Source organism: Pseudomonas chlororaphis subsp. chlororaphis (assembly GCF_003945765.1).
GTDB lineage: Bacteria > Pseudomonadota > Gammaproteobacteria > Pseudomonadales > Pseudomonadaceae > Aquipseudomonas > Aquipseudomonas chlororaphis.
The window spans coordinates 3,135,730-3,161,154 of the sequence record NZ_CP027712.1; the positions used below are offsets into that span (position 1 = coordinate 3,135,730).

The 25,425-nt window shown below is 58.5% G+C and carries 14 protein-coding genes and 1 pseudogene; 11 read left to right on the forward strand and 4 right to left on the reverse strand.

Annotated elements, in window-relative coordinates; translation table 11 throughout:
• The first annotated feature begins 184 nt into the window (after positions 1 to 184).
• Genes C4K27_RS14480 through C4K27_RS14490 form a run of 3 tightly spaced genes read left to right on the forward strand, consistent with a single transcriptional unit; the run spans position 185 to position 15,322 of the window.
• On the forward strand, positions 185 to 1,891 hold the full coding sequence (locus C4K27_RS14480; protein WP_125738026.1) for a ShlB/FhaC/HecB family hemolysin secretion/activation protein: 1,707 nt from the start codon (positions 185 to 187) through the stop codon (positions 1,889 to 1,891).
• Positions 1,892 to 1,916: 25 nt separating this feature from the next.
• Complete coding sequence (locus C4K27_RS14485; protein WP_125738028.1) at positions 1,917 to 14,999, forward strand: hemagglutinin repeat-containing protein; 13,083 nt, start codon at positions 1,917 to 1,919, stop codon at positions 14,997 to 14,999.
• A gap of 5 nt (positions 15,000 to 15,004) precedes the next feature.
• Positions 15,005 to 15,322 carry a hypothetical protein gene (locus C4K27_RS14490; protein WP_053260987.1) on the forward strand — a complete coding sequence of 106 codons (318 nt, stop codon included), beginning with the start codon at positions 15,005 to 15,007 and terminating at the stop codon, positions 15,320 to 15,322.
• A 192-nt stretch (positions 15,323 to 15,514) separates the two neighbouring features.
• Here C4K27_RS14490 and C4K27_RS14495 read toward each other — a convergent pair whose 3' ends face one another.
• Complete coding sequence (locus C4K27_RS14495) at positions 15,515 to 15,769, reverse strand: hypothetical protein (protein ID WP_081002275.1); 255 nt, start codon at positions 15,767 to 15,769, stop codon at positions 15,515 to 15,517.
• 463 nt (positions 15,770 to 16,232) lie between these two features.
• A complete protein-coding gene (locus C4K27_RS14500; RefSeq protein ID WP_053261578.1) occupies positions 16,233 to 16,835 on the reverse strand; it encodes a GNAT family N-acetyltransferase in 603 nt (200 codons plus the stop codon).
• 291 nt (positions 16,836 to 17,126) lie between these two features.
• Between C4K27_RS14500 and C4K27_RS31745 the strand changes: the two are divergent.
• The 5 genes and pseudogenes from C4K27_RS31745 to C4K27_RS14530 form a co-directional block, all read left to right on the forward strand.
• Positions 17,127 to 17,349, forward strand: a pseudogene (locus C4K27_RS31745) (transposase); the annotation flags it as partial.
• Positions 17,350 to 17,469: 120 nt separating this feature from the next.
• Positions 17,470 to 17,946 (forward strand): hypothetical protein, encoded by a 477-nt coding sequence (locus C4K27_RS31465; protein WP_238437343.1) that lies wholly within the window; start codon positions 17,470 to 17,472, stop codon positions 17,944 to 17,946.
• 7 nt (positions 17,947 to 17,953) lie between these two features.
• Positions 17,954 to 18,586 carry a hypothetical protein gene (locus tag C4K27_RS14520; RefSeq protein ID WP_053260989.1) on the forward strand — a complete coding sequence of 211 codons (633 nt, stop codon included), beginning with the start codon at positions 17,954 to 17,956 and terminating at the stop codon, positions 18,584 to 18,586.
• A 150-nt stretch (positions 18,587 to 18,736) separates the two neighbouring features.
• On the forward strand, positions 18,737 to 19,126 hold the full coding sequence (locus C4K27_RS14525; RefSeq protein ID WP_081002276.1) for a cysteine peptidase family C39 domain-containing protein: 390 nt from the start codon (positions 18,737 to 18,739) through the stop codon (positions 19,124 to 19,126).
• Positions 19,123 to 19,479: a hypothetical protein gene (locus C4K27_RS14530; RefSeq protein WP_053260990.1), complete on the forward strand. Its 357-nt coding sequence runs from the start codon at positions 19,123 to 19,125 to the stop codon at positions 19,477 to 19,479. The genes C4K27_RS14525 and C4K27_RS14530 overlap by 4 nt, the downstream gene beginning before the upstream one ends.
• 65 nt (positions 19,480 to 19,544) lie before the next feature.
• On the opposite strand, the gene C4K27_RS14535 is transcribed toward C4K27_RS14530, so the two are convergent.
• Positions 19,545 to 19,817 (reverse strand): hypothetical protein, encoded by a 273-nt coding sequence (locus tag C4K27_RS14535; RefSeq protein ID WP_053260991.1) that lies wholly within the window; start codon positions 19,815 to 19,817, stop codon positions 19,545 to 19,547.
• A 522-nt stretch (positions 19,818 to 20,339) separates the two neighbouring features.
• A complete protein-coding gene (locus tag C4K27_RS14545; RefSeq protein WP_053260992.1) occupies positions 20,340 to 20,942 on the reverse strand; it encodes a GNAT family N-acetyltransferase in 603 nt (200 codons plus the stop codon).
• Positions 20,943 to 21,219: 277 nt separating this feature from the next.
• Here C4K27_RS14545 and C4K27_RS14550 point away from each other — a divergent pair, with 277 nt between their 5' ends.
• The 3 genes from C4K27_RS14550 to C4K27_RS14560 all read left to right on the forward strand — a co-directional run bounded on the left by C4K27_RS14550 (position 21,220) and on the right by C4K27_RS14560 (position 25,417).
• Positions 21,220 to 21,831: a transposase gene (locus tag C4K27_RS14550; protein ID WP_007928988.1), complete on the forward strand. Its 612-nt coding sequence runs from the start codon at positions 21,220 to 21,222 to the stop codon at positions 21,829 to 21,831.
• Positions 21,832 to 21,953: 122 nt separating this feature from the next.
• The gene (locus tag C4K27_RS14555) at positions 21,954 to 23,567 is read left to right on the forward strand and encodes a ShlB/FhaC/HecB family hemolysin secretion/activation protein (protein WP_394325645.1); all 1,614 of its coding nucleotides are present in this window, start codon (positions 21,954 to 21,956) and stop codon (positions 23,565 to 23,567) included.
• Positions 23,568 to 23,587: 20 nt separating this feature from the next.
• Complete coding sequence (locus tag C4K27_RS14560; protein ID WP_053260993.1) at positions 23,588 to 25,417, forward strand: DUF2341 domain-containing protein; 1,830 nt, start codon at positions 23,588 to 23,590, stop codon at positions 25,415 to 25,417.
• Positions 25,418 to 25,425: the final 8 nt, after the last annotated feature.

Below are 25,425 nucleotides of genomic sequence, written 5' to 3' on the forward strand. Positions count from 1 at the left end.
CACAGGTGCCCATCACCCCTTGAGACCTAGGCGAAGGCTCTAGTCCGCGGGTTTGCCATTTTCTGCCCGGATCCATGGATAAGACCGGCGCCTATCGGCCGGCCCGACGGATGATTGACGGCAAAATAATGGCAAATTAACATCGCGCCACTATTTTGATATCAGCTGTCTCGAGGGACCGAACATGTACTCACCCGCCCTCGCGGGGAGGTTGTGCCTGGCTTTGCTGTGCCTGACTCCACTGCACCTCGTTCATGCCGCTCCCACCCCCGGTGACACCGACCTAATCCGCGAACGCCAGGACCGCCTGCTCGAAGAGCAGCGCCGGCGCCTGGAAGAACTCAAGGATTTGCCCGGTAAAGAGGCTGCCCCCACGGCGCCGACCGCACCTGCCGACATCCGCTGTTTCCCGATCAAGGACATCGAGCTCAAGGGCGCCGACAGCCTGTCCGCCGCCGAGCAGGCGCGCCTGCTCAAGCCCTATATCGGCCAGTGCCTGGGTGTCAGCCAGCTCAACGAGCTGCTCAAGGTCATCACCGATCACTACCTCGAGAAGGGCCTGGTGACCAGCCGTGCCTACCTGCCGCAGCAGGACCTGTCCGGCGGCCACTTGAAAGTGCTGGTGGTCGAGGGCCGGCTCGAAGGCTTGAAGGGCGCGGCCGACAGCCAGCTGTCCGAGCGCGAGCTGGCCATGGCCTTTCCCGGCCAGGTCGGCGAGCGGGTCAACCTGCGGGAAATCGAACAACTGGTGGACCAGCTCAACCGCCTGCCGTCGAACCAGGCGCAAATGGAGCTGGCGCCCGGCAAGGAGGTCGGTGGCAGCGAAGTGCTGGTCAAGAACACCGCGCAAAAGCCTTGGCGCGCCGGGCTGTCGCGCAGCAACGACGGCCAGCGCAGCACCGGCGAGCAGCAGTGGGGCACCACCTTCGATTGGGACAGCCCGCTGGGGCTGGCCGACCAACTGATGTTGCGCGGTGGCCACGATGCCATGAGCGACCACCAGCACAGCTCCAACAACGCCATGCTCTATTACAACCTGCCCTGGGGCTGGTGGAACTTCAGTTACACCTACAGCCAGAGCGAGTACCGCTCCCAGGCCCAGGCCAATGGTTTCAGCTTCAAACAGACCGGCGACAGCCAGAACCACCAGTTGCGCGCCGAGCGGGTGATCCTGCGTGATGCGGTGAGCAAGACTTCGCTGAATGCCGGCCTGGCCTACCTGCGCACCAATAACTTCATCGAAGACAGCAAGCTGGCCTTGAGCAGCAACCGCCTCAGCGAAGCCCAGTTCGGCATCAACCATGGCCGGCGCATCGGCGGTGCCTTCGTCAACCTCGACCTGGGTATGCAGCACGGCATTGGCGCTTTCGACGCCCAGGACAATGGCCACCCGGGACCCGGCGAACCGAATGCGCGCTACCGCAAATACACCGCCACCCTCAGTTACCTGCAGCCGTTCAAGCTGTGGGGCGAGTCGTTCAGCTTCAGCAGCCTGATGACCGGCCAGCGCAGCGAAGACGTGCTGTTCAGCCCGCAGCGCACCAGCCTGGGCGGGCAGTCGTCGATTCGCGGGTACAAGGACCAGTCGCTGTCCGGCGACAGCGGCGGTTACTGGCGCAACGACCTGCGCTGGAGCCGTCCGGTGACCTGGGCCTGGCTACAGCCTCTGTTCACTGAGTACGGCAGCAGCCTGGGCTACGACCAGGGCGTCATCCGGGGCGATCGCTACAACGGCGAGCAGCACGGGCGCCTGTCGAGCAACTCCCTGGAGCTGTTCGCCCGCGGCCGGCACCTGGCGACCAGCGTGACCTTCGCCCATTCCCTTGAACGCCCGGATGTCCTGAGCGAGCGCGAAGCGCCGATCTACTTCCGCCTGGACTTCTTCCTCTGATTCGCGTTTTTCCGAGACCTTCGACATGGATGTTCGCCAATTCGCTTTCCTGGCCCGCCAGCCTTCTGCCGCCCTGAAAACCCGCGAGCACTTCTGCGGCCTACCCAAGCGCGGCCTGGCGTTCATCCTGGCCAACGCCATGTTCTGGCAACCGCTGTGGGCCCAGGCGGAAGGCATCGTGGTCAGCGCGCCGGGCACCAGCCTGGGGCAGGCGGGCAACGGCGTACCCATCGTCAATATCGCCACGCCCAATGGCAGCGGCCTGTCGCATAACCAGTTCCACGACTACAACGTCGGCCAGCAGGGCGTGATCCTCAACAACGCCACCGACCGCACGCAGAGCACCCAACTGGGCGGGATCATCGTCGGCAACCCGAACCTCAAGGGCGTCGCGGCGCAAACCATCCTCAACGAAGTCAACGGCGGCAGCCCCAGCCAGCTGCGCGGCTACACCGAAGTGGCAGGGCAGTCGGCCCATGTGATCGTCGCCAACCCCTATGGCATCAGTTGCAACGGCTGCGGCTTCATCAACACCCCGAAAGCCACCCTGACCACCGGCAAGCCGGTGATCGAAAACGGCCAGCTCACGCGCTATCAGGTCGATCAGGGGCAAGTGACCATCGACGGCGCCCAGCTCAACGCCAGCAACGTCGACCGCTTCGAAATCATCACCCGCAGCGCCAGGATCAACGCCGAGATCCAGGCGAACAACCTGACCATCGTCACCGGCCGCAACGACGTCGACGCCCGCACCCTGAACGCCACGGCGCGCGCCGACGACGGCAGCACCAAGCCGGAATTGGCCATCGACTCCTCGGCCCTGGGCGGGATGTACGCCGGGGCGATCAGGCTGGTGGGCACCGAGGCCGGGGTCGGGGTAAAACTCGACGGCAAACTGATCGCCAGCGGCGGCGATATCCAGCTCGATGCCAACGGCCAACTGCGCATGGTCGACGCCTCGGCGGCCAATGGCGCGGTCAAGGTCAAGGCAGCGAGTCTGGATGCCCAAGGATCGGTCCATGCCGGCAGCGCACTCACAGTGCAAACCCAGGGCGACCTGAATAACCGGCAAAACCTGACCGCGCGCGACAGCATCACCCTCAGCGCCGGTGGGCAACTGAGCAACAACGGCATCATCGAAGCCGGGGTCAATGCCGATAACAGCCGCAATGCCAATGGCGATGTCAGCCTGAGCGCGCAGAGCCTCAATAACAGCGGCAAGAGCGTGATCGCCAGTCGCAATCTGAGGGTGAACGCGGCACAGGCGCTGAACAACCAGGGCGGCACCTTGAGTGCGGGGCAGAGCGCCAACGTCAGCGCCGCGACCCTGGATAACCAGAGCAAGGGCCGGGTGCTGAGCAGCGGTAATCTTGATCTCTCGGCCGGTCAGGTGCTCAACGCCAATGGGGTGATCAACAGTACGGGCAATTTGACGGGCACGATCGGCCAGTTGAATAACAGCAATGGCGAGTTGACCAGCCTGGTTGATGCAACCCTGAACATGGCGTCGTTGGACAACGTTACCGGTCTGGTGATGGCTGGACATTCTCTGGATATCACGGCCAGTGGCGTGATCAACAATGTCGACGGCACTCTCAGGGGGAAAAGTGGCCTGACTGTCCGGGCACAAGACCTCGACAACAGCCAACAAGGTGAGCTGAGCAGCGAAGGTCAACTGACCACCCGGATCGGCGCTCAGCTCAATAACCAAAAAGGCCTGATCCAGGCCAATGGCGCAATGGATGTGCAGGCTACTACTCGCCTGGATAACCGCGGCGGCAAGATTTCCAGCCTCAATACCCTGACCGTCAGCAGCACCAACACCGACAACCGTGGCGGGGTGATTCGTGCGGATCAGGCGGTGAAGTTGTCGGTCACCGAACTGGATAACCGCGATAAGGGGCGCCTCGAAAGCAAGGCTGCACTGACCTTCGATGGCAACAAGCTGGACAACCGCAACGGTGGTCTGCTGACGGCCAATGGCTTGGTCAGCCTGAAGTCCAAGGAGGTTACCAACGACGCTGGCCGGATCTCCGGCAAGGGCGACGTTGAGGCGAACATCGACTCTCTCAGTCAGCAGGGCGGTGAACTGGTTGCCGAAGGCAATCTGAAACTCGCTGGCAAAACCCTGAACAATCAGAAGGACAGCCTCGTCGCGTCCCTCAAATCGCTGACGGTCAACGTTGAGCAGGTCGACAACCACGGCGGTTCGTTGTCCAGCCAGGCCGATATGCAGATCAGTGGCAAGCGCCTGAGCAATAGCGACGGCGGCAAAGTGTTATCCGACATGACTCTGGCACTGAAGGTCGATCAGATCATCAACCAGACCACAGGCCTGATCTTCAGCAAAGGCGCGAGCACGCTCAACGGCGTCGGACTCAACAATGTCGCGGGCAAAATTGTCAGTCAGAACAGCCTGGTGCTGACCTTTGATGGTGCGATGGAGAACCAGCAAGGCCTGATCAGCAGCGAAGGTACCCTGACGCTCACAGCAGACTCTCTGGACAATCGACTGGGCAAACTGTCCAGCCTCGAGGCCATGGAACTCACCACGACGGCCGCGTTGCAAAACCAGGGCGGATTGATCGCCTCGCAAAAAGGCCTGACGCTGGCCAGCGGCAGCCTCGACAACAGTGACACAGGTATCATCAGCGCCAAGGCCGATTCGACCTTGGCCACCGGCGAGTTCAAAAACCGTCAGGGCGGCAGTCTGGCCACCGACGGCACGCTGCTGCTGACGGCCGCGCACGTTGACAACTCCGGTGGGCAAATCGGCAGCCAGCAGCAACTTCATGTGTCGGTCACGTCGCTGGATCAGGACGGTGGCGAGTTGTTCAGCAACAGCAACCTGACCCTCGACCTGAACAACGGCCTGCTGAATAACCAGCTCGGCAATATCCATACGCCGGGTCAGTTGCTGCTGAAAAACCTCAACGAGGTGAACAACAACGGCGGCGAAATCTCCGGTGCCAAAGCCTGGAGCCTGAACGCGCAAAGCCTGAACAACGATGGCGGCAAGCTGCTGAGCAATGAAAAGCTCAGCCTCGTCGTCGATCGCGCGCTCAGCAACATCAAGGGCTTGATCGCGTCCGCCGGCCTCGACAGCCGCAGCGCCAGCCTGGACAACGCCAACGGAGAAATTCGTGGCCGTGGGGATGTCGATCTCACGGTTGCCGAGTTCTTTGACAACCAGGGCGGCGTGGTCATCGCCGACAACGGTCTGACGATCCAGGCGGCAAAGCTGGATAACCGCCAGGAAGGCCTGGTAGGCGTGACAAAAGTGCTGAAACTGACCGTCGACCGTCTCGATAACCGCACTGGCGAATTGTCGAGCAAGACTGACGTGACCCTGACGGGGGCCTGGCTCGATAACAGCGACAGCGGTTACGTTCTGGCCGGCGGCAACCTGGCACTGACCGTGGGACAGGTCATCAACCGCAATAAAGGCCAGCTGTCCGGCGACACGGGGCTGACGCTGACTGGACAGACTCTGGAAAACAGCGGCCGCCTGACCACACAACGTGACCTCGCGATCAACCTCTCTGCGGATCTGAACAACGATCAGGGCAGCCTCGTCAGCGAAGGTGCACTAACAATCAATGCCCAAAGCCTGAGCAACAACGGCGGCACGGCCTCCAGTGCCAAGGCCCTCACCATCGACACTCGCGGCGCCATCAGTAACCAGGATGGCAAGCTGTTGACTGACACGACGCTCGCGATCAACAGCAGCGCGCTGGACAATCAATACAAAGGCATCGTCAGCAGCAAGGGTAACCTGAGCATCACCACCGGTACGCTAATCAACAGCCAGGCCAGTATCTACTCCGACGACCAGTTGGAAATCAGCGCCGGTCAGGTGACCAATACCGCTGGCAGCCTCGGTGCGGCCAATTCACTGGTGGCCAATATCCGGGGGCTCGACCAGCAGGGTGGCAAGCTGTTCAGCAAGGGCAACCTGAGCCTCAACCTGAACGGCGGTGCGCTGAATAACCAGGACGGCTTCATCAATGCGCGGGGCCAGTTGTCGCTGAAAAATCTCGCCGATGTGAACAACCGCAATGGTGAGGTTTCCAGCGAACAGGCCTTTGATCTGCTCGCCAAGTCGCTGGACAACAACAGTGGCCAACTGCTCAGTAATCAGAAACTCACCCTGAAAATCGACAACGCGCTGACCTCGATCAAAGGCAAGATCGCTGCTGCTGCGTTGCAGATTCGTGCAGCGAGCCTGGATAACAGCGGTGCGGGTGTGTTGCTCAGTGATAGCGATCTCGACGTGACCGTCGACGGCTTGTTGAGCAATAAGGACAAAGGCACCGTCAAGGCCGCGCAACAACTGACCATCGCCAGCAACGGTTTGAACAACCAGGGCGGCACGTTGCTGGGGCGGGCGGGCATCAGTATCGATCTGGGAATGACACCGGCGGACCTGAATAACCAGGATGGCCTGATCAACACCAAAGGCGTGTTGAGCATCACCCATCTGCGTGACCTCAATAACCAGAAGGGGGAGATTTCCAGCGTCAACAGCTTCAGCCTGACCGGCAACAGCCTGGACAACCGTGGCGGCAACCTGATCAGCAACGATCGATTGAGCCTCACGGCAGCCGAGATGAAAAACCAGGGTGGCCTGGTGTCCGGCTGGAACGCTGTGACTGTCAACGGCGGCACTCTTGATAACAGTCAGGAAGGTACGGTTTCCAGTTTGCTCGGCAACCTGGACATCGACCTCGGTAGTGCGCTGATCAACAACACCAAGGGTGGCCTGGCGGGTAAAGGCGTCGTGACCATCACTGCCGCCAGCCTCGACAACAGCAACGGCATCGTCACCAGTGGCGGCAAGCAGACGTTGACGATGATTCAGGGCGCGATCAACAACACATCGGGTGGCTTGATCGAAAGCAGCGACACACTGGATATCAGTGCGGTCTCCTTGAACAACGCATCGGGGAAAGTCACCGCTAACAAAGCGCTGACTTTTACCGGAACGAGCCTGGATAACACCAATGGCAGTGTGGTCGGCGCGGACAGCGTCACCCTTGACCTGCTCGGTACGCTGACCAATATCAAAGGTGCGCTGGGGAGTACGGGGTCGCTGGTGATCAAGCGTTCCAGCAGCATCGACAATCAGGGCGGTCAGATTCTCAGCCAAAGTTTGTTGAGCTTGTTGACCGGTAGCCTGAACAACAGCCAAAAGGGGACGGTGTCGGCCAATGCTCAGCTCGACCTCACCGCCACCGGCAGTGTTCGCAACGACGCCGACGGCATGATCTACAGTCGTGATGCCGGCGTTAACGTCAAAGCCAGTTCCCTCAACAACGCCCAAGGCGCGCTGCAAAGCCAGGGGGCCTTGACCCTGGACGTGAAGGGCGGCGCCATAGACAACCAGGGCGGCAAGATCATCGCGCAGAGCGGTAATCTGAACATCACCGCCGCCAGCCTCGACAGCCGCGCCGGTGTGCTGTCGAGCCTCAAAGGTTTGCTGCAGACTCGCCTGATCGGTGTATTGCGCAACGGCCAGGGCGGCAAGATCGAGGGCAACCGTCTCGACCTGCAAGCCCTGGGTGGAATCTATAGCGACGGCGGGCGCATTGCCGCCAACACCGGCGACATTCTGCTCAACGCTGGTGGCGCCACTATCGATAACAGCAACGGCGGGATCTACGCCAAAGGCTTGGTCAAGGTTATTGGCGGCACGCTGGACAACAACGCCGGCAAGATCAGCGGCGATGGGATCGACGTTGTTCTCGATAGCCATCTCACCAACCGCGGCGGCCTGATCGAAAGCGCCAATACCCTCGCAGTACGTGCTACCAGTCTCGATAACCAGACTGGCAAGTTGCGTGCACTGGGCACCGGCGGGAAAACCAACTTCCAGATTGGCAGCCTGTTCGATAACCGCAATGGCGTGGTGGAAACCGCCAACACTGATCTGACGCTGGCGACGCCGAGCTTCTTGAATACTGGCGGGACTGTCACCCATGTGGGCGTGGGTGAGTTCGATATCTCGACGGCCAATGTCATGAATGCCGGTGGCACGCTGGTGACGCGCGGCGGGCTGACGTTGAATGCGGACAGCTGGACCAATAGCAGCGTGATTCAGGCGGGGCGGTTGACGGTTAACGTCAACAACTTGGTGCAAACCACAGCTGGGCAGTTGTTGGGCTCTGACAGTTTCATCGGTCGTGGGGTCAATTGGTCCAACGAAGGCCTGCTGGCCAGTAACGGTACCTTCAGCCTCGACTTGAGCGGAGCGTACGGTGGCAACGGCCGGGTCAGCAGTGTCGGGAATCTGGGGCTTACGGCCTCGCAGATCGATTTGACCACTGCCGCCAGTATCACTGGCGGCACCACCGCAACCATCACCAGCCGTGGCAGCTTGACCAATCTGGGACGGCTCACATCGGCTGGCAGCCTGACCGTCAATGCCGTCTCGCTGACTAACAACGGAACCCTCGGTGGTGCCGGTAACTTGCGTATCAGCAGCAACTCATTGCTCAACCAGAACGGGCTGATTTTCAGTGGTGGCGACATGGCTCTGCGCGTGGGGACGCTTACCAACCGCTACGCGGATATCTATGGTCTGGGCAATATCAGCATTGCCCGAGATGACAGCAATGGTTGGAGTTCATCGATCAACAACCTTTCGGCAACCATCGAAAGTGTCGGCGACATGACCCTGGCGGCCGACCATATCGAGAACCGCAAGGATGTATTCGAGGTAACGGGGGGCGGTCTGGTCTCGGGAGCTATCGGGGTCCGGTGTTACAGCTGTTCATCGTTTGGTGAAATTAGTAATACCCAATCCCCTGGGTATCTGGTTTGGGTGGAAAACTACCGATCGCAGATCGTTCAAGACTCGGCGTCTGCCAGTTTGACGGCAGGTCGAAACTTCACGGGTAATGGTCGAGAGCTACTGAATAACGCCTCCACTATCAGTGCAGGAAACGACCTGTCGTTAAATCTGCAGAACTTCACTAACCAAGGGGCGGCGGTTGGTGATTACAGCATAAGACGCTCGCTTAATGCCCCGGGCACAGAAATAAAATACATGCGTCGATGGCTCGAGATCATGAATTACAACGCGGCCAATGACCCTTCTTATGATTCGAGTCCCTACGCATATAGAGACGGGCGTTTTGTCTACCCTAGCTTGCATGTATGGAATAGCGAAGGTGTTGAGGCTCTCACCCGCGTGAGAAGCCGTAGTGGTGGTGAGGCCACCCCTTACACTGCGTTTGGATCAATATGGGTAGAAGCATCGGGTAGTCCCTCCAGTTTTGCGCCTCCGAGTTACAGTAGTGGGGTACGAAGCGAGGCTCCTGACTTTGTCAAAAACGCCGCCTTCTTTGAAAACACCATCACTTACAATGGCCCGTCGAGCTACGCCAATGCTGTCGTTCAGGCCGGTGGCAAGGTTTACATCAACGCCACTCAGAACCTGACCAACAGTGTGGTTCGTGAGGGGATCGCCGTAGGGGCCGGTGCCTCTCGTCTGGGATCGACGCAGCTCGCCGGTCAAGTCACCCCGACCGTCATCAGTATCAACTCGCAGTTGTCACCGGACCTGGCCCAGCAACAGGTCAACCCGTTGACGCTACCTGGCTTCACCTTGCCAACTGGCGATAACGGTCTGTTCCGCCTTAGCGGTAAAGGCGGCACCGAGCAAGCGATCGTGCCTGGACAGAGTTGGACCATCGGTTCCGTTTCTGCCGGTACCACACAGCGTTCGGACGGTATGCCTGCCGTGCGTGCAACCGAATTCCAGTTCGACAAGAACGACCCGGTCTCGGTCAAAGCTCGTGAGCTGGCCCTGGCCAGTCGTCCGTCGGTGAACCTCAACGACAAGACCGCTCAGATCAATGTCAAAGCCGCTGACGGTGACGGTCCGGTTGGTATGTCGTTGCCCAACGGCGGAAGCGCTTCTTTCAATGTGCCGCGTGTGCAGGGGCTGCCTGACACCAGCGTACGTTCCAACCCGCACAAGTACCTGATCGAAACCAACCCGGCACTGACCAACCTCAAGCAATTCATGAGTTCGGACTATCTGCTGGCGAACCTCGGTTACGACCCGGACACCAGCGCCAAGCGCCTGGGCGACGGCTTGTTCGAGCAACGTCTGATCCAGCAAGCGATCGTCGCCCGCACAGGGCAACGCTTCCTCGACGGCCAGACCTCCGACGAAGCGATGTTCAAGTACCTGATGAACAACGCCATCGCCAGCAAGGAGCAGTTGAACTTGTCCATGGGCGTGACGCTGACTTCCCAGCAAGTCGCGGCGTTGACCCACGACATCGTCTGGCTCGAAGAGCACGTAGTGAACGGTGAAAAAGTCCTGGTGCCCGTGCTCTACATGGCTCAGGCGAATAATCGTCTAGCACCCAATGGCGCATTGATCCAGGGCGGCGACATGACCCTGATCGCGGGCCAGGACCTGAACAATGCCGGCACCCTGCGCGCTACTAACAACCTCTCGGCCGAGGCCGGCAACGACCTCACTAATACCGGCTTGATCGAGGCGGGTGATCGACTGACGTTGAAGGCGGGTAACAACATCGTCAACAAATCGGGCGGCATCATTTCCGGTCGTGACGTGACACTGACGGCGACCAAGGGCGATGTGATCAACCAGCGTGACGTGACCGGTGTTGATGTCCGCCGGGGTGGAAATCTGCTCCATCGTGATTATCTCGACAGTGCCGCGCGGATCGAGGCAACCAATGACCTGACGATCAACTCCGGTCGTGACATCAACAACATTGGTGGGGTTTTGCAAAGCGGTCGAGACATGACGCTCGACGCTGATCGCGATGTCAACATCACCTCGGTTCAGGATCGCCGCACGAATTCACGTGGCAGCAATTTCCTCAATCAGACCATTACTCAGCAAGGCGCTGAAGTGAAATCCGGGCGGGATTTGTCGATCAGCGCCGATCATGACGTCGCCATCGTTGCCAGTCGCCTGGACGCCAAGCGTGATATCGGTGTCGATGCTGGCAACGACATTGTGGTCACCTCAGCAGCCAACGAGAGCGATTACGTCTCGCGCAGCAAGAGGCGAGCGCAGGAAACCCATAGCACCACTCAGCAGGCTTCCGTACTGAACGCCGGGCGCGACATTGCCCTGAATGCAGGCAACGATCTGGGCATCATCGCTAGTCGGATCAAGGCCCAGGAAGACGTCAGCCTCGATGCGGCTCAGGACATCACCGTCGCCTCCGCAAAAGACGAGAGTTCCTCCTACTACTACAAGAAGAAAAAAGGTTCGTTCGGCCGTAGCAGCACTACTCAGAAAGAGAGCTACGACAGCAGCAACGTTGCATCTGTGATAGAGGCTGGACATGACCTGACCGTCAATACCTCCAAGGATGAAGATGGTGCAGTCAGTCTCGATGGTGGGCGTAACGTCACCATTATCGGTAGCCAGCTGAAGGCGAGTAACGATCTGGTGGTCGGTGCGACCAACGATGTTGCGGTGCTTTCGGCCACAGAAGAAACCGGGGCTTACAGCAAGAAGACCAAGACCGGTCTGTTCGGCATGTCGGGCAGCGGCAAGAGTCAGTTGCAGACCACCGTTACCCAGATCGGTAGCGAGTTGAATGCGGGCCGCGATGCGGTGGTGGTCGCGGGGCGCGATGTTCGCCTGAACGCTAGTGAGGTCACCGCCGACAACGATGCCGAACTGCACGCTGGGCTGGTGGATAAAACCGGTGATATCACGCTGTCGTCTGCCGATGACCAAGCCTACAGTCGTGCCGAGGAGTACAAGAAGAAGCTCGGCCTGTCGCTCAAGGACACCATTGGTTTGTTCGCCGGTACACCAGGCGCTGGCGCCGACCTTACCCTCAACTCTTCGCACAAGGGAGGGCGCGAAGTCATCAGTTCCAACAGTGTTGGCAGCCAGGTCAACGCTGGACATGACGCCATTCTGAATGCTGCCCGTGACATCAATATCATTGGCAGCGGTGTCAGCGCCGATAACAACGCGAAGCTGGATGCCGGACGCGATGTCAACGTTGTTGCGTCTACCGATCAGCAGCGCAGCAACAGCTGGGAAACCGACAAAAGCTATGGCCTCAAGCAGACCATCGATAGCAACGGATTCACCACGTTCGTCGGTAATGAAACCATCAAGCATGGAGTGGATAGCAGCGGCTATACCGCGGCGGGCAGCTCCATCGATGCAGGGCAAAACCTCAAGGTGACTGCTGGCCGCGACATTAACCAGCAGGGGTCTGACCTGGCCGCCGAAAACAACATCAAGCTCAAGGCCGGTCACAACATCAATATTGATGCGGTGGAAGAAGCCAGCACAGTCACTACCCGTGACAGTGTGAAACGTACCGGTACCACCACTACTGTCGCTTATAACTTTGGCAACACCATGGATGGCCTCAAAGGCGCTGGTAAAGGTGAGGATGGGGTCAGCAAGGGTTCCAGCGTTCTGAAGTCGGTCGATACCCTTGATCAGTTCTTTAGCGGACCGAAGTTCGATGGCCATGCGGGCTCATCAAGTATTGGTTCGACTCAGACCCAGACCTCCGTGACAAACCGTCCATCCAGTTTGTCGGCCGGTGGTGATATCACGCTTGACGCTGAAAATGATGTCAACGTGAAAGGGAGTCAATTCGATGCCAGGCGCGATATCAATGTCACCGGCCGCAACATTACCTTCGATGTAGCCCACGGCGCCGAGAGCAGCGATGGGAATCAGACCCAAAGCAAAGGAGGACTCAAAGGCGGAACCACTGGCGGTTTCAAAATCGGCGTAGGTGTCAGCAATGTCGGCAGCAAGTATGAGTCGAACCACGGCACGTCCACCCCGACCCAACTCAATGCCGGTGGCAGCATCAATCTGGACGCGAAAAATGACCTGACGCTGATCGGTACTCAAGTCACCGCCGAACGGGATATCAAACTCAAGGCTGCCAACGACCTGAACATCCTGTCGGCGCAAAATGCCTCCAGCAGTGAGCACGACCGCCGCAGTTGGGGGGCGGAAGGCGGCCTGATCCTTGGCAAAGACGGGTTTGGTATCTACGGCTCCGCCAATATCGGTATTGGCGATCTCAATCGTGAAGGCATTCAACAGCAGGAGGCCTATCTATACGCAGGTAATAAACTGGACTTCGAAAGTGGTCGTGATACCAACATTGCAGGCGCCACGTTACGTGGCGACGAAGTGATCGGTGATGTCGGACGCAACCTTACTGTGACCTCTGTGCCCAATACCGGCAAAGTGCGCGGGCAAGAACTGGACCTGAGCATCACCGGTTCCTTTTATGGTGTCAGTGGTTCGGTTGGTTATGGAAAAACCACCGGCAAAACCAACTGGGTTGAGAACCAGACAGTAATCAGTGGCAAAAACGCAGTCGATATTCGCACCGAAAACCACACACAGCTTGATGGTGCGGTGGTGTCGGCTGATAACGGCAATCTCAAACTGGACACGAACACTTTGGGATTCCGCAACATTACCGGCAAGGACAACGAACACGGTTACTACCTTAATGTCAGCGGCAGCTATGGTGGCCAAGGCGGCTCCCAGGCCGACAAACCCAACAACGACATGGAAGCCCCGGATAAAAACAGTTGGGCAGTAGAGGGTTACAACTACACCAAGGATCGTGAGCAGACGCTGAACGCCACAGTGGGGGCGGGCGAGATTGTCGTACATCACGACAAGGCTACTGGGCAGGACTCCACAGCCGGGCTCAATCGTGATGTGAACAAGGCTTACGAGGTGACTCGTGATCAGGAGCATCGGACGGATCTATATGCCAGCAGCTCTTCGATTGATGCGGTAAGGCATCCAATCGATACCGTGAATCGTTGGACCGATAGTGCCGTCGACTTCCCCAAAAACCAGAAGGAGCAAATCAGCCGGGTCTTCAATGCTATTACCACCACATGGAACGATATCCAGGCTCAGCACGTGGATAGTAGCGATGTACCGGAAAAAGTTCGTGCAGTGTTTGACGACGAACGCGCCCTTACGATTACCAAGAATCTCGTTCGTGCCGGCGTTGATCCGAAAGCGCTTGAATCACTCGATGAGAATGTGCTGAAGGCATTAGGTGATTTTGCCACTCAAGCGGCTAGCTATGATGGACAGCTCCATATTCTCAACGACAACCCAAATGGCACTGTTAACCCATCGCCTGGTTGGAGGCCGGGTGATGTGGTGGAGATCGGAGAGACAGGTATTGACCTTCTCCCACGCAACGCGGGCGAGGCCATGCTCAATCCGCTCGTAAATGTGTTGAAACTTGCCGGTAAACTTCCGGCAGAACAAATGCAGGCTATTTCACTGTCTCTTCAGGCAATCATGGGGCCTTTAAAGCTTGCGGTCAGCCTGGCAGCCAACGCGGCGATCAACCAAGTGCTTGGGGACAAAGTCGAGGAAGTGAAAGAAGCTGCGGCGATCGAGTTGGCGGCCGCGCTGACCGACCGTACTCCCGAGTTCATGAAGGATGTGCACGAGGAGGCCAAGTCGAACGCCGACAGCGTTCTGAAAGGCGAGCCTTATGTTGTGGCTGCCGAGTTCTTGATTGATGCTGTGCTGGGGGAGGTCAAATCTCTTGGTATAAGAGGTGCTGGAAGGGTACTGGCGGTCGGTGAAAAAGGGTGGGGCAACAGGGTTGCGTCGAGTGGTGAGCAAGGCTCTAATACATCGGGGAATGGAGGTGGTGCAAAAGGAACTGTGCCTAGTGGGTTTGCGAATGTAAAAGAGTTTTCTAATTTCGGTGCTAGTATCAGAGATGGTTTGTCGAAAGCAGGTTATGGAAATGTTGAGCCCATTCTTCAGGGGAGCGCAATAACAGGTAAAAGTTACCGAACTGGACAGGCGTTCGATGTTGGAAGGACTAGTGATTTTGATATTGCGCTGGCAAGTTCAGAGCTTTTGAAAAAAGCAGAGTCTTTGGGGGTTGGGCTAAGAAGTGGCGGTGCGCGAACAGGCCCACTAAGCACAAGAGACCTAAAAATATTAGGTTTAAATGATCTGGCTAGTCAGCTAAGTAAACAAGCCGGTCGAGATGTTAACTTTATGATTTATGGCTCGACATCCACAGCAATAAGTCGAGCTCCGAGTATTATTTTGCCCAAGTGATTAAAATGACTGCTTATGATTTGTATGGTTTCAAGAGTCTGTCTGTTTTGGAGGCTAGATCAAAGATTGAGGAAAGGTTAGGTTTTTCTTTTGAGGAGAGAGAGAGCTCATATCAAGGAGGGGACTACTATAAGTTTGGTGATAAGGGGGAGGAAAGCTTTGTTCTGAAAAGAAATGTTGATCCTTTTGATGGAGAGCCTGTTGAGCAAATTTTCTCTGAGTATCCGGTTTTGCTCTATGTAGATATGACACTACGTTCTGAAGAGATAAAGTCGTTATTAAGTACAGAGTTTTATTTGCTCAGGCATGAGTTGCTTGACTAAAAATATCCCCGGGCACGCCGGGGATATTTCCTCGCTCAAGATGAATAGAGAGCCTTAAGAGATTCGTTTTTGATGTCTGTGCATCCTGAATTCTTATTGGCTTCTCTTTGAATGGCAGGCAATAGCGTGTACCGCTAGCTGATGCCTGCCATTGACTGCAGTGACGCCAAAGTTCTACTGCTGGAGTTGCATTTACAGTCTGCGTCCCAGCACATCCATCAAATCACACCCATCGCGCAGCATGATGCTGCAAACCAGCGTCAGTTCCTGAAGCAGAACAGGTTCGTGTCGAGGGGCATCCGCTACCGAAAAACTTTCCAGTAGTTGGGTCACTGCGCGTATGCGATAAGCGGCCGCATCGTGCAGCACATCGATAGGCGCTTGGGTATCTATAAGCAAGGAAGGGATGTTGCAGTCGTGGCCGGTAATTGGCACGTAACGGTTCATAAACTCACCTCTGGTTGATTATCTGAGCTGTCACCCCATCGTCGCCAAACGAAAAGGGTGACGGCTGTACGCAGGTTGGCGAACCGACACCAGAAGTAAAGCCGGCAGACCCGAAGATCTCCCACGCACAGCCGTCATCAAGCGGTCGTGCGGATGCAAAAGTACCTGCAAGCAGGAGGTTTTGCATCAGTTCTGGTGTCAGGTCGCCAAACCCGGTCGCCATTTGGGCGACTAGTCGAAGGTAAACCGGCCTGTGCTGGGCGGGAATAAGGCGAGTTCACCGCCGCTTGTAAGGCTTTTCTGGTTATCAACGCAGCAGGCAGTTCTGTTTGATCTAGTCCTTCTCAAGGCATGACGACGTCGCGGCCGTTCCGGCCGATCGCAGCCTGCGGCAGCGGCTACGGGGGATCGCGCTCGATGCCTGCTGCGCAGCAGCGGCCTGCCCATCACCCCAGCCCTGTCACTACAAAAACTGCCCATCCGGCAGGGCGAGGTCGATGACCCCGTGGGTCAATACAGAGGCTGCCGCGATTGCCTTGGGTGAAAACAGGCGCAACAGAACGACTTTGCCCAGCGTATCGCTGCGTAACGCCATTTCGTGTCGATTGCCGATCAGCACTACGTCGGGCGCAATGGGCCAGCCGCCTGCCCGGGCATAGAAACGCGCCAGCGGTGGGTCGCAGGTGAAGACGCCGATATCGAGATTGCTGTGTTCCATGCAGCGCGTAGCCGCGGCGACGGTCCTCAGGCCCAGGCCTTGTCCCTGGCAAGCGGGATCGGTCATGACGCAGCTGAGCCCGGCGATCTCGAATGTGTGGCCGGCATGCTCGATCGTCTTCATGGCGACAGCGGCGTAGCTGAGCACCCGGTCGGGTGCGCGGATGTAGAACGAGAAGGTGTCGAACACGGGAGCGTGCAGCGGGGCGGCTTCGGCGTCTTCAGGCTCGTCCGGCTCGGGATAGACGCGCCGCTGCAGCAAGGCAAATTCTCGCTGCAAGACCGAGGAGGCCCGTTTGTAGGCGATGGCGTCGACAGTCCCGGGTTCCGTGGGCCTGAGGTCTGTCATGGGGGTGTCCTTGTCTGAAATAGCCTGGTTGAGGATCGATATTCTCGCATGCCGGCCACCTGGCATTCACCGCGCCACCGCTCCCCACCTTTCCACTCCATATTTCCGGGCCAGGCGCCCTGGCGCCCTCAGACCTGTCCTGGCCGAACCTTCCTGGAGTGAATGAAGCTTTGTGACAAAAGTTCGGTAGCACTTCGCCAGTCCCGTCATGGATATGTGACGCGCTTGAGGGGGCCTTCTGGCCACTGTTCTGAGCCGAGGCGGGACGCCGGGAGTGAGGTGATGGGGACTATGGAACGCTACGCGAAAGTGGGCATGCAGGAGCTGGACCAGCGGCTGTCGAAGATCGTCGAAGCCGCGCGCAAGAAGCCGGTGTCGGTCTATCGCTACGGGGCGCCGTGGGTCTGGATCGTTTCCCAGGATGACTGGCAGAGCGCCTTGAAGGAGGTGTCGAGCTATATCCCGCCGGGCCATTCGCTGGTGTTGCTGCGTCCGCAGATCGACGCCTTGCTCGACCAGCACCGCGACATTCTCCAGGGCCTGGATGCCGAGCCCGGCACGCTTATCGCCCCACGCACGGTGATGCACATCCTGCTGTTGCAGCTGCTGTATTCGGTGCCCGGCGAGCAGCAGTGTGCGCAGCGATAACGATTTCAGCGCAACAGTCAACGGAAACGGCAAACCCAAAGCGTATATCAATGAAAACGGCGATTTGGTTCCACCCAACATCAATGGGACTGGCAGCGTCCAAACGCACGTGCGTGGTGGTAACCCTGAGAATTCGCCGTATATATCTGTTACTGATCCAAGTGCAACGTCGAATCCGAAAAATTATGGCACCGATAAAATTGAGATCGACGTAAAGCGCTTGCAGAAGGACATTGATTCCGGTGTACTTCCAGATACCAAGTTTTTGACGAATCAACAGGTGGCAGCAGAATTGCAATCGAAAGTGGATGCGGCTCGTGCAAGGTATACAAACAACCCATCTCGAAATAACAAAGATTCGTTGATTAACGCGGAGAGAGATTTGGGGAACGCTACGCGCGATGGTGAGTGTTTGATCAAGGGCTGTGTGCCGGCCGACTATATTAAAACGGTAAAAAAATAGGTTTTTTATGGAGCCGAAAACATACGAACTTTTGAATCACATTCCAGAACATGCGGATTATGCCGTGAGTGCAGGAGATTTGGATCCAGAGGATATTCCACAGGATAGAGTTGACGCCGTGCTGGATTTGCTTCGTCATGCGAATAACGATGAGGAGCACTTCTTGGCTGCGAAGTTACTGACCAGTTGGGGCATCCATGAAGGGTTGATTGCCTTGGAGGGGAGAATGGACAAACCTGGAGGCATCGAAGGAGTCTATTTCCATCGACTACACGGATACGACGACACTTATCACCAAATACTCTTGGCTGTGACTCGGTATTTTGCCAACGTGGCTGATCGTGGAGATATCGAGGCTGCGAGAGTCCAGATCTATTCCCTCCTATCGAAAATCATTGCTTTGGCGAGTAGTGAACCGTTTGAAATAGCCAAAATTTTTGATTTCGCGAGTAGTGAAAACTACTCAGAGTATGTGCCTCTTGTTGAAAAGCACCTTGTCGCCATAATTGATCATCCCGAAATACATCGCTGGAAAATTTATGATGCTATTGAATTCTTGATGGTTTTCAATCCCGGTTTCGTTGCGTCTCTATTGAAAGAGAAAAACAAGACGATTGATGATTTTAGGCCTGTGACATAAGGGCGATAGCCTCGGTGCAAAAGGAACCGTGGTTGCCGGAGAAGCTGCTGGTGCAGGCCCTAAAAACCCACTCCTTGCTGATTCGATATCACGAGATGGTGATCGTTTGGTTCTGAACCAAGGACCAATACCTACATGTGGTCATAACTCTTGTGGAATGGTTTTGGATACGATGGGAAAAAGGTTGATGTGGAGAGCCTTATTCAGAAACTTGCACCTTCTAAAGACGGTATTTTTCCTCAGGATGTTGCTAGCCTCATGAAGTCTGAAGGCGTTCCCGCAAGTGCCTTTAGGAGCAGAAATGTTGCTGACTTGGCCAGATACACTTCAGACGGAACTCCAGTGGTTGTTCAGGTGGTTGACAAAACTGGAGGATCTGGCTTCTCTCACTTTGTTGTAGTAGATGGGGTTACAACTAGGAATGGTGTTTCTGTTGTTGCAATTCGTGATTCGCACGGTAGTCAATATTTTAGTCCTGTTACTACCTTTGAAAAGAATTTTACGGGTGAGGTTGTCGTTCCTAGGAGTGCTTTGAAATGAAATTGAATATTAGATTTCCTAAGAATCTAGCTACTGATGCTTTACTTGGGCAGAAGTTAATTCCTTGTTTGTGCAAAGTGTCTAAAGAGTTTGAGGTTTCTTTTCTTGATCCTATGCCTGAGGTTTCGGGAATTGTTTCTGAGTGGGATCGTAAGGAATTAGAATTAAGAGCTATTGCAGGAGTTGGGGGGCAGTATACGCACTACGCATTCGGCCGGATAACTCTGAAAGAAGTTGAGCTTGATGTTTATCAGGTTATATATCTTGAGATGTTTTACAGGATTTTTGGCTGGTGTGTGATCTTGAAAGATGGTGAGTATGCGCCGCCCGGGGATTTCTGGGACGAAGAGTAGTCGGTTGTACGTTCAACTATCTAATGGATTAAATAAATGGGCGGCCTAACGCCGCCCACTACTACTTAAGCTGAAAGCCCTTCTTGTAATTTTCTCCCAGCCACATCCATCAAATCACACCCATCGCGCAGCATGATGCTGCAAACCAGCGTCAGTTCCTGAAGCAGAACAGGTTCGTGTCTAGGGGCATCCGCTACCGAAAAACTTTCCAGTAGTTGGGTCACCGCGCGTATGCGATAAGCGGCCGCATCGTGCAGCACGTCGATAGGCGCTTGGGTATCTATAAGCAAGGAAGGGATGTTGCAGTCGTGGCCCGTGATGGGCATGTATCGATCCATGATCAGACTCTCTACTTGATTGCTGAGGTCATCACTCAATCGTCGCCAAACGAAAGGGTGACAGCTGTACGCAGGTTGGCGAACCGGCAGTAGAGAAAACCGGCAGACCCGGAGGTCTCCCGCGCACAGCCGCCATAACGCGACTCTGCGGACGAGCGGACGGCTGCAAAAAAGCCATCAGCTTGCGCATTCTCTACTGTCAGGTCGCCAAACCCGAATCGCCATCTGGGCGACCGGCGGACTATAAGCGCGGGCCCGGGGGCAGGCAAGCCGGGGTTTTGTACAAATCGTGTAGATGATCTTCGGCGTTTATGAAACCGTCGCGGCCGTTCCGGCCGATCGCAGCCTGCGGCAGCGGCTACGGGGATTGCATCGGTCCGGCGTTTTTTTGTCGGGCATGGGGGCCTTTGGGCTTGGCCGCTCAACGGCCGAAGCTTGCGAGAAAATGCCATGAAGCCCAGCACCTTCCGACATAGCCGGTCGTTATTCAGCCGTGGAATGCCCCTCTCACCGACACGGTCCCTATAAAAACTGTCCATCCGGAAGGTCGAGATCGATGGTCCCGCTGGTCAATGCAGACGCCGCGGCGATTGCCTTGGGTGAAAACAGGCGCAACAGAACGACTTTACCCAGCGTATCGCTGCGTAACGCCATTTCGTGCCGATTGCCGATCAGCACTATATCGGGCGCAATGGGCCAGCCGCCTGCCCGGGCATAAAAGCGCGCCAGCGGTGGGTCGCAGGTGAAGACGCCGATATCGAGGTTGCTGTGTTCCATGCAGCGCGTAGCCGCGGCGACGGTCCTCAGGCCCAGGCCTTGTCCCTGGCAAGCGGGATCGGTCATGACGCAGCTGAGCCCGGCGATGTCGAATGTGTGGCCGGCATGCTCGATCGTTTTCATGGCGACAGCGGCGTAGCTGAGCACCCGGTCGGGTGCGCAGATGTAGAACGAGAAGGTGTCGAACACGGGAGCGTGCAGCGGGGCGTCTTCGGCGTCTTCAGGCGCGTCCGGCTCGGGATAGACGCGTTGCTGCAGCAAGGCAAATGCTCGCTGCAAGGCCGAGGAGGCCCGCTGGTAGGCGATGGCGTCGACAGTTCCGGGTTCCGTGGGCCTGAGGTCTGTCATGGGTGTGTCCTTGTCGGCAATAGCCTGGTTGAGGGATCGACATTCTCGCATGCCGACTGTGTGGCGTTCACCGCGCCACCACCTTTCCACTCCATATTTCCGAGCCGAGGACCCTGGCGCCCTCAGGCCTGTCCTGGCCGAACCTTCCTGGGGTGAATGAAGCTTTTGTGACAAAAGTTCGGTAGCACTTCGCCAGTCCCGTCATGGATATGTGACGCGCTTGAGGGGGCCTTCTGGCCACTGTTCTGAGCCGAGGCGGGACGCCGGGAGTGAGGTGATGGGGACTATGGAACGCTACGCGAAAGTGGGCATGCAGGAGCTGGACCAGCGGCTGTCGAAGATAGTCGAGGCCGCGCGCAAGAAGCCGGTATCGGTCTATCGCTACGGGGCGCCGTGGGTCTGGATCGTTTCCCAGGATGACTGGCAGGGCGCCTTGAAGGAGGTGTCGAGCTACATCCCGCCGGGCCATTCGCTGGTGTTGCTGCGCCCGCAGATCGACGCCTTGCTCGACCAGCACCGCGACATTCTCCAGGGCCTGGATGCCGAGCCCGGCATGCTTATCGCCCCACGCACGGTGATGCACATCCTGCTGTTGCAGCTCTTGTACTCGGTGCCCGGCGAGCAGCAGTTGTACGAGCAGCTCAATTACAACCTGCTGTTTCGCTGGTTCGTCGGCCTGGACCTGAACCACAAGGTCTGGAGCCTCGGCGTGCTGAGCCGCGATATCGCCACGCTGTTGAACGACGCGCGGGCGGTGCTGCTGATCCAGAAAATCATCGGTGAAGTGTTCTGTGGCGCCTTGCTGCAAATGCCCGAGTTCTCGTTGAACTTCGCGTTGCTGCACAGCTGGCTGGCCAAGCACGCCACGACATCGACCTTGAGCAATTGAGGCGGCCAAACGCCGTACAGACGGCGACGGCGGTTTCGACGCGGTTGGACATTCTTGGAAATCTAGGGGGCGGTGTGGAGCATCTGTTCGATAGGGGGCGGCTGGGGCCGACCAGGCGCTGGCTGCCGGTGTGCGGCTGGCTGGCGCTGGTCGCGCTGAGTCAGCCGTTGTTGGCCGAGGAGGGCGGCCCGGTGGCAGGCGAACCGGTGCAAGGCAGCGCGGCGCCAGGCGAGGCCGCGCCCGCGCGGCTGGTGGATGTGAATGAGTACTTCGTGCGCGGCAACACCGTGCTCGATGCCCGGGCCATCGAAGAAGCGGTGTATCCCTTCCTCGGCCCGCAGAAAGCCCTGAGCGATATCGAGGGCGCCCGCGACGCCTTGCAGAAGGTCTACCAGGCCCGCGGCTACCAGTCGGTGTTCGTTGAGCTGCCGGAGCAGAAGGTCGAGGACGGCATCGTCTACCTGCAGGTCAGCGAGACCAAGGTCGGGCGGGTGCGGGTGGTGGGGGCCAAGCATTATTCGCCGGTGGAAATCCGCGACGAGGTGCCGGCGCTGCAGGAAGGCAAGGTGCCGGACTTCGCCAAGGTCCAGGGCCAGCTGGCGAGCCTGAACAAGACCCCCGGGCGCCAGGTCATGCCGCTGGTCCGCGAAGGCCAGCGCCCCGGCACCATGGACGTCGACCTGCAGGTGGAAGACCAGAACCCGTGGCAGGCCAGCGTCGGCCTGAACAATGACTACAGCGCCGACACCAAGCACCTGCGGGCGGTCACCAGCCTGGGCTACAACAACCTCTGGCAACTGGGCCACAGCATTTCCCTGACCTATTTCACCGCGCCCGAGGACCAGGACAACGCCAAGGTCTGGTCCGGTTCCTACACCGCGCCGCTCAACGAGCGCTGGAGCCTGCAGTTCGCCGGCTACCAGTCCGACAGCAACGTCGCCACCATTGGCGGCAGCAACGTGCTGGGCAAGGGGCATTCCTACGGCCTGTCGCTGATCTACAGCCTGCCGGCCAGCGGCAGCTGGGCCAATTCGTTCTCGGTCGGGGTGGATTTCAAGGACTTCGAGGAGGAGCTGAGCCTGGGCGGCGACAGCGACAAGGTGCCGCTCAAGTACGCGCCGTTCACCTTCGCCTACAACGGTTTCCGCTACACCGAGACCTCCCAGCTGGGCCTCGGCCTGAGCCTGGTGGCCGGCACCCGCAGCCTGTTCGGCTATGGCAGCTCGGACGAAGACTTCGACTACAAGCGCTACCGCGCCAACCCCAGTTTCGCCGTGCTCAAGGGCGACCTGAATTACACCTACACCTTCGCCAACGACTGGCAGACCGGGTCCAAGGCCGCCTTCCAGCTGGCCTCGGGGCCGCTGGTGTCCAACGAGCAGTTCTCCGCCGGCGGCGCCACCTCGGTGCGCGGCTACCTGGCGGCCGAGCGCACCAGCGACGACGGCTACCTGTTTTCCCAGGAGTTGCGCACGCCGTCCCTGGCCAAGTACCTGGGCGGTTATGTCAACGAATGGCGCTTCTATGCCTTCGCCGAAGGCGCGCGGATGTACCTGCGCGACGAGCTTCCCGACCAGGAGGCCGACTACAGCCTGGCCAGCGTCGGCCTGGGCACCCGCGCCAGCTTGAGCAAATGGCTTTCCGGCAGCCTGGACTGGGGTTACCCGCTGCTTGATGGACCGAACACCCAGAAACAGGACTCGCGCGTGCACTTCAGTGTGCAGGCGACGTTTTGATCTTTCACGGAGTAACTTTCATGCAGCGCTTACTGATTTCCCTGTTGATCTGCCTGGGCTTGGTGCTCCCGGCGACCGCCCAGGCGTGGTGGCAGGACGACTGGCACTACCGCAAGCAAATCTCGATCGACACCACGCCGCAAGGCGCGGCCATCAACCAGGCCCTGGGCCGCACCGCGCTACTGGTGCGCCTGCACACCGGCAATTTCAGCTTCGACGGGGTCAAGGAAGACGGCTCCGACCTGCGCTTCGTCAGCGCCGATGACAAGACCGTGTTCAACCACCAGATCGAAAGCTTCGACCCGCTGATGGGCATGGCTCTGGTCTGGGTCGATGTGCCGAACGTGGAGGGCGGCCAGCGCCAGGACATCTGGATGTACTACGGCAACCAGAAGGCCCCGGCGACCGCCAACGGCCAGCTGACCTTCGACCCGAACTACATCGCCCTCTATCACTTCGACGGCGCCAACGGCACCCCGGCCAAGGACACCACGGCCTACGGCAACCATGCGCAGAACGCCACCGGCGCGAGCATCGACGGGGTCATCGGCCGGGCCTTGCAGTTCAACGGCCAGCCGCTGTTGTTGCCGGCCAGCCCGTCGCTGCAACACAACGCCGACGGCGCCTTTACCTTCAGCGCCTGGCTGCGCCTGGACCAGGCCAGCGGCGAGCAGTTGCTGCTGGCCCGGCGTGAGGGAGCCAGCAGCCTGCTGATCGGGGTCAACCAGGGCGTGCCTTTTGTCGAGGTCGACGGCCAGCGCGCGGTGTCGACCCAGCCGCTCAATCCCGGGCAGTGGCAGCACCTGGCCCTGACCGCCCAGGGCAGCCAGTTGGCATTGTTGGTCAATGGCCGCGAAAGCGCTCGCCTGGCGGTGGCGCTGCCGGCGTTCAATTCGCCGCTGGCCATCGGCGCCGATTTGCCGCCGGCATCAACGCCAGGGGCAGCGGCCGAGGCCGAGGCCAGTGCCTTCCTGCCGTTCAATGGCGCCATCGACGAGCTGCGTCTGTCCAAGGTGGCCCGTCCCGCTGGCCTGCTGCTGGCCGATGCCGCGGCCCAGGGCGCCGAGTCGAAGCTGGTGGTGTACGGCGTCGATGAAGAACAGTCGGGCTTCGGTTTCGGCAGCCTGGGCTTTTTGCTCAAGGCCGTGCCGGTGGACGCCTGGGTGATCATCGCGGTGCTGGTGCTGATGATGTTCCAGTCGTGGATCATCATGATCCGCAAGAGCCGCATGGTCGGCCGCGTCAGCAGTGCCAACCAGCTGTTCCGCGAGCAGTTCGCCCGGGTCGGCACCCGCCTGGAAATGTTCGCCGACGACCGCGAGCTGGCCCAGCGCCTGGAGCATTCCTCGCTGTGGCGCCTGTACCAGGTGGCGGTCCAGGAGATCCGCACCCGCCGCGAGCAGGGCGCCGACACCTCGTCGGTCTCGGCGGCGACCATCGAGGCCATCCGCTGCTCCATGGACGGCGTGCGCACCCGCGAGAACCAGCAGCTCGGTTCCAAGCTCTCGACCCTGTCCAACGCCATCGCCGGCGGGCCCTACATCGGCCTGCTGGGCACGGTGCTGGGGATCATGGTGGTGTTCCTCGGCACGGCCATGGCCGGCGACGTGAACATCAACGCCATCGCCCCGGGCATGGCCGCGGCCCTGCTGGCCACCGCCATGGGCCTGTTCGTCGCGATCCCGGCGCTGTTTGGCTACAACCGGCTGATCACCCGCAACAAGGAAGTCAGCGCCGACATGCGGGTGTTCGTCGACGAGTTCATCACCCGCCTGGCCGAGCTGCATGGCGCCAGCCAGTCCAGTGAAGCCGCGCCCGCGCGGGCTCATAACGCCAGCGTGCCGGCCTGAGGAGAAAC